The sequence below is a fragment of the Pseudomonas sp. NY15372 genome (assembly GCF_048068215.1).
Taxonomy (GTDB): Bacteria; Pseudomonadota; Gammaproteobacteria; order Pseudomonadales; family Pseudomonadaceae; genus Aquipseudomonas; species Aquipseudomonas guariconensis_A.
The window spans coordinates 129,991-138,463 of record NZ_JBLUPY010000011.1; the positions used below are offsets into that span (position 1 = coordinate 129,991).

Annotated in this window: 8 protein-coding genes; 5 read left to right on the forward strand and 3 right to left on the reverse strand. The window is 60.0% G+C overall.

The features are described from left to right. Window position 1 precedes the first annotated feature (1 nt). The 3 genes from recF to dnaA are packed head-to-tail and all read right to left on the reverse strand — an operon-like array spanning window position 2 to window position 3,797. Complete coding sequence (gene recF / locus ACNFG0_RS11430; protein WP_416764861.1) at window positions 2–1,105, reverse strand: DNA replication/repair protein RecF; 1,104 nt, start codon at window positions 1,103–1,105, stop codon at window positions 2–4. 15 nt (window positions 1,106–1,120) lie between these two features. Then, a complete protein-coding gene (gene dnaN / locus ACNFG0_RS11435) occupies window positions 1,121–2,224 on the reverse strand; it encodes a DNA polymerase III subunit beta (RefSeq protein ID WP_416764863.1) in 1,104 nt (367 codons plus the stop codon). A gap of 40 nt (window positions 2,225–2,264) precedes the next feature. Continuing rightward, window positions 2,265–3,797, reverse strand: coding sequence for a chromosomal replication initiator protein DnaA (gene dnaA / locus ACNFG0_RS11440; RefSeq protein WP_196145208.1), 1,533 nt, complete (start codon window positions 3,795–3,797; stop codon window positions 2,265–2,267). A gap of 581 nt (window positions 3,798–4,378) precedes the next feature. Here dnaA and rpmH point away from each other — a divergent pair. The 5 genes from rpmH to mnmE all read left to right on the forward strand — a co-directional run bounded on the left by rpmH (window position 4,379) and on the right by mnmE (window position 8,310). Beyond that, a complete protein-coding gene (gene rpmH, locus ACNFG0_RS11445) occupies window positions 4,379–4,513 on the forward strand; it encodes a 50S ribosomal protein L34 (RefSeq protein ID WP_003253163.1) in 135 nt (44 codons plus the stop codon). A 13-nt stretch (window positions 4,514–4,526) separates the two neighbouring features. Further along, entirely contained in the window at window positions 4,527–4,931 is a 405-nt protein-coding gene (gene rnpA, locus ACNFG0_RS11450; protein WP_196145213.1) for a ribonuclease P protein component, read from the forward strand. Beyond that, window positions 4,924–5,169: a membrane protein insertion efficiency factor YidD gene (yidD, locus tag ACNFG0_RS11455; RefSeq protein WP_011536514.1), complete on the forward strand. Its 246-nt coding sequence runs from the start codon at window positions 4,924–4,926 to the stop codon at window positions 5,167–5,169. The genes rnpA and yidD overlap by 8 nt, the downstream gene beginning before the upstream one ends. A 2-nt stretch (window positions 5,170–5,171) precedes the next feature. Next, window positions 5,172–6,854, forward strand: coding sequence for a membrane protein insertase YidC (gene yidC / locus ACNFG0_RS11460; protein WP_196145209.1), 1,683 nt, complete (start codon window positions 5,172–5,174; stop codon window positions 6,852–6,854). An 85-nt stretch (window positions 6,855–6,939) separates the two neighbouring features. Next, on the forward strand, window positions 6,940–8,310 hold the full coding sequence (mnmE, locus tag ACNFG0_RS11465; protein WP_416764866.1) for a tRNA uridine-5-carboxymethylaminomethyl(34) synthesis GTPase MnmE: 1,371 nt from the start codon (window positions 6,940–6,942) through the stop codon (window positions 8,308–8,310). The last annotated feature ends 163 nt before the right edge of the window (window positions 8,311–8,473 follow it).

The following is an 8,473-nucleotide window of genomic DNA, read 5'->3' on the forward strand; positions in this document are numbered from 1 at the left end:
TTCACTCCCGATGGTCGTGGGTCTGGGTGATACGGCCTTGTTCCACGTGGAACAAAGCAACTGGCGTTTCCGTCTGCCAGCCTTCCCTCAGTAATTCGTGATCTACACAGGTAATGAAAACCTGGCAGTGTAATTCTTCAAGCAAGCGGCATAGAGCACGGCGATGCTGCTCGTCCAACTCGGACGGCAAGTCATCCACGAGATAAATACAGTGTCCACGACGGGCCTGGCTGACGAGGTGGCCCTGGGCAATCCGCAAGGCACACACCACGAGCTTCTGCTGGCCCCGTGAGAGGATGTCGGCGGCATTGTTCGCTCTCAGTCGAAGGCGCAAGTCCGCACGCTGCGGGCCGGCCTGGGTATGGCCCATCTGCTGGTCCCGAAGTAGAGAGGAGGCGAGTACTTCGTTAAGTTCCCGGTCCTTGTCCCAGCCTCGGTAGTAGCTCAGGGTCAACCCGTCCAGCTCCACCAGTTCGCTCAGGGTTCGCTCGAAGACAGGCTTCAAGGCCTTGATGTAGTTGCGACGGTATTCATCTATCTCCGCGCTGGCCAGGCACAATTCCCGGTCCCAGGCGGCTTGCGAAGCAGCGTCAAGTGTACCATGACGCAACCATGAGTTCCGCTGCCGCAGCGCCTTCTGCAGGCGCTGCCAGGCAGCCATGAACCGAGGTTCCACGTGGAACACACCCCAATCGAGGAATTGCCGCCGTATCTTCGGGGCACCTTCGAGCAGGCGGAAACTGTCCGGGTTGATCAGCTGAAGCGGCAACATCTCGGCTAACTGAGCCGTGCTGCGCGCATTCTGCCCATCAATGCGGATGGTGAACTCTCCCTGGCGGTCCCTGGAAATACCCAGGCTGCTGGTACCACCTTCGACAAGCTGAACCTCGCCAAATACAGTGCAAGTTGGCTGCTCGTACTGGATGACCGGGTTCAGGCGTGTGCTACGGAAGGACCGAGCCAACCCCAACAGATGCACAGCCTCCAGCACACTGGTCTTGCCGCTGCCGTTGGCGCCGTAGAGGATGTTGATGCGGGGAGAGGGGGAGAGCGTCACCGGGTGCAGGTTGCGCACCGCGGTGACCATGATACGTCGAAGGGACATTTGGCCTGCTACAGATTACAGGCGCATCGGCATGACGACGTAGGAGGAATCATCGTTACCGGCTTCCTGGAGCAAGGCGCTGCTGTTGGAGTCGGACAAGATCAGGCGCACCTGTTCCGTGGTCATGACGCCCAGCACATCCAAGAGGTAGCTGACGTTGAACCCGATCTCCAGCGAGCTGCCGCTGTAGTCGACGCTGATTTCTTCTTCCGCTTCTTCCTGCTCCGGGTTGTTGGCCTGGATTTTCAATTGGCCAGAAGCCAACTGCAGGCGAATGCCGCGGTACTTTTCGTTGGACAGGATCGCGGTGCGGCTGAACGCTTCGCGAAGCGCCTGGCGGTCACCAATCACCAGTTTGTCGCCGCCCTTGGGCAGGACACGCTCATAGTCCGGGAACTTCCCATCCACCAGCTTCGAAGTGAAGGTGAACTCGCCGGTAGTCGCGCGAATGTGGTGTTGGCCCAGAACGATACTGACCATGCCTTCCGGGTCGGTCAGCAGGCGCGCCAGTTCGAGGATACCTTTGCGCGGCACGATGACCTGGTGGCGTTCAGCCTGGCCGATTGCCGCCTGCATGGAGCACAGCGCCAGGCGGTGACCATCGGTGGCAACGGCGCGCAGGGTGTCGGTCGACACTTCCAGCAGCATGCCGTTGAGGTAGTAGCGCACGTCCTGTTGGGCCATGGCGAAGCTGGTGCGCTCGATCAGACGGCGCAGTTTGCTTTGCTCCAGGTTGCAGGTCAGCGAGCCTGGGCCTTCCTCGACGGTCGGGAAGTCATTGGCCGGCAGGGTCGACAGGGTGAAGCGGCTGCGACCGGCCTTGACCAACAGCTTCTGCTCGTCGACCTTGATATCGATCAGGACGTCGTTGGGCAGGCTCTTGCAGATGTCCATCAGCTTGCGCGCCGGGACAGTGATCTCGCCAGGCTCCGCCGGCTCTTCCAGTTGCACGCGGCCAACCAGCTCGACTTCCAGGTCGGTACCGGTCAACGACAGTTGCTGGCCTTGCACGACCAGCAGCACGTTGGACAGGACCGGCAAGGTCTGACGGCGCTCGACGACGCCTGCGACCAGTTGCAGGGGTTTCAACAGGGCTTCGCGTTGAATGGTGAAATGCATGGTCTAGTCCCTTGCCTTCAATTAGCTGCTCCGACGCCCATCAGGTCGTCAGCGTACGCAGCAGGTTCTTGTAGTCCTCGCGGATGTCCGCGTCGGATTCCTTCAATTCGTTGATCTTGCGGCAGGCGTGCAACACCGTGGTGTGGTCCCTGCCGCCGAACATATCGCCGATTTCCGGCAAGCTATGGTTGGTCAGCTCCTTGGACAACGCCATGGCGACCTGACGCGGGCGGGCCACGGACCGCGAACGCCGTTTGGACAACAAGTCGGCGATCTTGATCTTGTAGTACTCGGCCACGGTTCGTTGGATGTTATCCACACTGACCAGCTTGTCCTGAAGCGCCAGCAGGTCCTTGAGCGATTCGCGAATCAACTCGATGGTGATATCCCGACCCATGAAATGCGAGTGCGCGATTACCCGCTTCAGGGCGCCTTCGAGCTCACGCACATTGGAGCGGATGCGCTGAGCGATGAAGAATGCTGCATCGTGGGGCAGCTCAACCTTGGCCTGATCGGCCTTCTTCATGAGGATCGCCACACGGGTTTCGAGCTCTGGAGGCTCGACGGCAACCGTCAGGCCCCAGCCGAAACGCGACTTAAGGCGCTCTTCCAGCCCTTCGATTTCCTTCGGGTAGCGGTCACTGGTGAGGATCACCTGCTGACCACCTTCGAGCAGGGCGTTGAAGGTGTGGAAAAACTCCTCCTGGGAGCGCTCCTTGCGGGCAAAGAACTGGATATCGTCGATCAGCAACGCATCGACGGAGCGATAGAAACGCTTGAATTCATTGATTGCGTTGAGCTGCAGCGCCTTGACCATGTCTGCCACGAACCGCTCGGAATGCAGGTAGACGACCTTGGCATTGGGGTTCTTCTTGAGCAGGTGGTTACCCACAGCATGCATGAGGTGGGTTTTACCCAAGCCCACGCCCCCATAAAGGAAGAGCGGGTTGTAGCCATGCTTGGGGTTGTCGGCGACTTGCCAGGCCGCAGCCCGGGCCAACTGGTTTGACTTACCTTCGACAAAGGTCTCGAAGGTGAAGGTGCGGTTCAGGTAACTGGTGTGCTTGAGGGCGCCTTCGACCTGAACGGTACGCTGCTCGGTTCGACCGGTGGTGGCCGGTGCCGAGGAGGATTCGCCCATGGCGTCGAAACTGTCACGCGAAGACGGCTCTTCGATCTCTAAGGCAGGGGCAAGCTCCAGCGCAGGCTCGACGGCCGGTTCGCTAGGGACCACGACCTGGGCTGGCTGCACCTGGGTCTGCTGGGCCATGGATGCGGCCACGGCAGCACTGACCGGCGCATTGGGCGCGGCACGCGGAGCGGAGCTGCGGCGGCTGCCTATTAATAAGGAAAGGGCAGGCGCGATGCCGCTGCCATGCTCGCCCAACAGCTCGAGCAGGCGGCCCAGGTATTTTTCATTGACCCAATCGAGAACGAAACGGTTGGGCGCATACACGCGCAACTCGTCGCCTTCGGCTTCGACCTGTAGCGGACGGATCCAGGTGTTGAATTGCTGGGCAGGCAGTTCATCGCGCAGAAGCTCCACGCACTGCTGCCAAAGTTCCACTGACACGGATATCCCCTGAGTTGAAAGCCGGATGAGGCAAAAAACCAAACCGCCATTGTACCGGGAGGCCAGTCACTTATCCACATGTGGTCGCCACTCAGGCCGGGGCAGATTCGCCAAAACACCCTCAAAGCGACACCAAGGATTGTGAATAAGCTCTGTGGATAACCGACCATGAGGGCTATGCACAACCCTGGCCTCTAGCCTGTTGATAACTCTGCTGTGGATAACGATGCTTTTGATCCACAGCTTTTCCGAGGGCACAGCACAGCGAGAGCACGCCTTACAGACAAGGTTATGAATCGCTACATCGCCTATATACAAAGGCCTGTAGATGGTTATCCACAGAAGGTTATCCACCTAAGATCTATAAGTTCTTCAGAAAAGCTTTTTATATGTCCTTCTATTTTTTTCATGTTGTCCTGCGTGAGGTGTCCGATCAAGCCGGCGACGCTCATCCAGGGTCACGCCTTCTATAAGCAAACGTTGGTTGGAAATTGACCTACGGGCTTGCTTTCTCTAGAATCGCCGATCTCTTAAAAAGGGGGCCATTCCGGCCCGTTGTCGACAAACCCAGGTAACACGCCATGAAACGTACTTTCCAACCAAGCACCATCAAGCGCGCGCGCACCCACGGCTTCCGTGCCCGTATGGCTACCAAGAACGGCCGCGCTGTTCTGTCGCGTCGTCGTGCCAAAGGCCGTAAGCGTCTGGCAATTTGATTTTTCGGCACAGGTGGTGAGTCAGGACTTCAGTCGGGACAAGCGGCTGCTTACACCCCGGCATTTCAAAGCGGTCTTCGACTCCCCAACCGGCAAGGTTCCAGGGAAAAACCTGCTTATCCTTGCTCGCGAGAACGGTCTCGATCATCCACGCCTCGGCCTGGTGATCGGCAAGAAGAGCGTCAAGCTCGCCGTTCAACGCAACCGCCTCAAGCGCTTGATGCGCGATTCGTTCCGTCTGAACCAGCAGATGCTCGCTGGGCTGGACATCGTGATCGTCGCGCGCAAGGGATTGGGCGAGATTGAAAACCCAGAATTGCACCAACACTTTGGCAAGCTCTGGAAGCGACTGGTACGCAGTCGGCCCTCTCCAGCGGTTACTGCCGATTCCGCAGGGGTAGACAGTCACGATGCGTAAACTGGCACTCGTACCGATCCAGTTTTACCGTTATGCCATTAGTCCACTGATGGCCAGTCACTGTCGTTTCTACCCCAGTTGCTCCTGTTACGCCTACGAAGCCATTGAAAACCATGGCCTCTTGCGTGGTGGGTGGCTGGCCGTTCGTCGCCTGGGGCGTTGTCATCCGTGGAACGACGGTGGTTTCGATCCCGTTCCACCTGCTCCTTCCTCCCGAACTTCTTCGATAGCCGAGTAATCATGGATATTAAACGCACGATCCTGATCGTCGCCCTGGCAATCGTGTCCTACGTCATGGTCCTGAAATGGAACCAGGACTACGGCCAGGCTGCCTTGCCGACTCAGAATACTGCTGCCAGCAATGTTGCCCCGGCGCTGCCGGACACCGTGCCGGCCGGCAACAATGGCGCCAGCGCCGATGTGCCGAGCGCCAATGCTGAATCCAGCCCAGCCGAACTGGCACCGGTCGCGGTCAGTAAGGACCTGGTCCGGATCAAGACCGATGTCCTGGACCTGGCTATCGACCCGGTGGGTGGCGACATCGTCCAGTTGACCCTGCCCAAGTACCCGCGTCGCCAGGATCATCCGGACATTCCGTTCCAGCTGTTCGACAACGGCAGCGAGCGCGTGTACCTGGCACAGAGCGGCCTGACCGGCGCCAATGGCCCGGACGCCCGAGCCAGCGGTCGCCCACTGTATGCTTCCGAACGCAAGAGCTACCAACTGGCCGACGGCCAGGATCAACTGGTGGTCGACCTTAAGTTCAGCGAGAACGGCGTCAATTACATCAAGCGCTTCAGCTTCAAGCGCGGTGAGTACGACCTGACCGTCAGCTACCTGATCGACAACCAGAGCGCCCAGGCCTGGACCGGTAACCTGTTTGCCCAACTCAAGCGTGACGCCAGCTCCGACCCGTCGTCGAGCACGGCCACCGGCACCGCCACCTACCTGGGTGCTGCCCTGTGGACAGCTTCGGAGCCGTACAAGAAAGTGTCGATGAAAGACATCGACAAAGGCAGTTTGAAAGAAAATGTGTCCGGCGGCTGGGTTGCTTGGCTGCAGCACTACTTCGTGACCGCCTGGATCCCGAGCAAGTCGGACAACAACGTCGTCCAGACCCGCAAGGACAGCCAGGGCAACTACATCATCGGCTACACCGGCCCGGCATTGAACGTGCCTGCCGGTGCCAAGGCCGAAACCAGCGCCATGCTGTATGCCGGCCCGAAGATCCAGTCCAAGCTCAAGGAACTGTCCCCAGGCCTGGAACTGACCGTCGACTACGGCTTCCTGTGGTTCATCGCCCAGCCGATCTTCTGGCTGCTGCAACATATCCACAGCCTGCTGGGTAACTGGGGCTGGTCGATCATCGTCCTGACGATGCTGATCAAAGGCCTGTTCTTCCCGCTGTCCGCCGCCAGCTACCGTTCGATGGCGCGCATGCGTGCCGTGGCGCCGAAACTGGCCCAGCTCAAGGAACGCTTCGGTGACGATCGCCAGAAGATGTCCCAGGCGATGATGGAGCTGTACAAGAAAGAGAAGATCAACCCGCTGGGCGGCTGCCTGCCGATCCTGGTGCAGATGCCGGTATTCCTGGCCCTGTACTGGGTATTGCTGGAAAGCGTCGAGATGCGCCAGGCACCGTGGATGCTGTGGATCACCGACCTGTCGATCAAGGATCCGTTCTTCATCCTGCCGATCATCATGGGCGCAACCATGTTCATCCAGCAGCGCTTGAACCCAACGCCGCCGGATCCGATGCAGGCGAAGGTCATGAAAATGATGCCGATCATCTTCACCTTCTTCTTCCTGTGGTTCCCGGCTGGCCTGGTGCTGTACTGGGTTGTGAACAACTGCCTGTCCATCGCGCAGCAGTGGTACATCACCCGTAGCATCGAGGCAGCGACCAAAAAAGCCGCTGCTTGACGGGCGGCTACGCTGGTCTGTGAATAAAACGCCCCCTCGTGGGGCGTTTTTGCTATCTGTGTATTTTTCCTAGAGGTTTTCGAGCATGAACACTGTGCGTGAAACCATCGCGGCCATCGCCACCGCCCAAGGGCGAGGAGGTGTTGGCATCGTCAGGTTGTCCGGTCCGTTGGCCAGCCAGGCTGGTCAGGCCATCACCGGCCGCACGCTGACGCCACGTCATGCCCATTACGGCCCGTTCCGGGACGGCGACGGGCTGGTGCTGGACGAAGGCATCGCCTTGTTCTTCCCAGGGCCGAACTCCTTCACCGGCGAGGATGTCCTGGAGCTGCAAGGCCATGGCGGCCCGGTGGTCATGGACATGCTGCTGCAACGCTGCCTGCAGTTAGGTTGCCGCTTGGCGCGCCCGGGCGAATTCAGCGAGCGGGCGTTTCTCAACGACAAGCTCGACCTGGCCCAGGCCGAGGCGATCGCCGACCTGATCGAAGCCAGTTCCACCCAGGCTGCGCGCAATGCATTGCGATCGCTGCAGGGGGCATTTTCGAAACGCGTGCACGCGCTGACCGAAGCCTTGATCGCCCTGCGCATCTACGTGGAAGCAGCAATCGACTTCCCCGAGGAAGAAATCGACTTCCTTGCAGATGGCCATGTGTTGTCCATGCTCGATGCGGTTCGCGGCGAGTTGTCCACAGTCGAGCGCGAAGCCGGGCAGGGCGCCTTGTTGCGCGACGGCATGACCGTGGTCATTGCCGGGCGGCCCAATGCCGGTAAATCGAGCTTGCTCAACCAGCTGGCAGGGCGCGAGGCGGCCATCGTCACCGACATCGCCGGCACTACCCGGGATATCCTGCGCGAACATATCCACATCGATGGCATGCCGCTTCACGTCGTCGATACCGCGGGCCTGCGCGACACCGACGACCATGTGGAAAAGATTGGCGTGCAAAGGGCGCTCAAGGCCATAGGCGAAGCCGATCGTGTGCTCCTGGTAGTGGACTCCACAGCACCCGAGGCCAACGACCCGTTCGCCCTGTGGCCGGAATTCCTCGACCAGCGGCCGGACATGGCCAAGGTGACCCTGATTCGCAACAAGGCCGACCTCAGTGGCGAAACGGTGGGCCTGGAGCAGAGCGACGACGGCCATGTGACCATCACCTTGAGCGCCCACGATACCGGCCTGGGGCTGGACATGCTGCGGGACCATCTCAAGGCCTGCATGGGCTATGAGCAGACCGCCGAAAGCAGCTTCAGCGCCCGTCGCCGGCATCTGGAAGCCTTGCGTCAGGCCGGTGTTCACCTCGAGCATGGCCGTGCCCAACTGACCCTGGCGGGCGCCGGCGAGTTGCTGGCCGAGGACCTGCGCCAGGCACAGCAAGCCCTGGGCGAAATCACCGGTGCCTTCAGCTCGGATGACCTGCTGGGGCGGATCTTCTCGAGCTTCTGCATCGGTAAATGATCCACAGCCCCGGCAAGGCCCAAGGCCGCTCCTTCTGGAGCGGCTTTTTTTAGTGCGCCAGGCATGGCGCGTTGCGCGCAAGCGCAACCTGCTTGGCTGTGGTGGTCGAGTGGGTGACTTGGAGGTGAAAGTCCTCTACACACCCGGCAAGGGGAAGTGTTAG

Coding starts and splice junctions, on each gene's coding strand:
- recF (WP_416764861.1), bottom strand. CDS start 1,105: ATGTCCCTTCGACGTATCATGGTCACCGCGGTGCGCAACCTGCACCCG.
- dnaN (WP_416764863.1), bottom strand. CDS start 2,224: ATGCATTTCACCATTCAACGCGAAGCCCTGTTGAAACCCCTGCAACTG.
- rpmH (WP_003253163.1), top strand. CDS start 4,379: ATGAAACGTACTTTCCAACCAAGCACCATCAAGCGCGCGCGCACCCAC.
- yidD (WP_011536514.1), top strand. CDS start 4,924: ATGCGTAAACTGGCACTCGTACCGATCCAGTTTTACCGTTATGCCATT.
- yidC (WP_196145209.1), top strand. CDS start 5,172: ATGGATATTAAACGCACGATCCTGATCGTCGCCCTGGCAATCGTGTCC.
- mnmE (WP_416764866.1), top strand. CDS start 6,940: ATGAACACTGTGCGTGAAACCATCGCGGCCATCGCCACCGCCCAAGGG.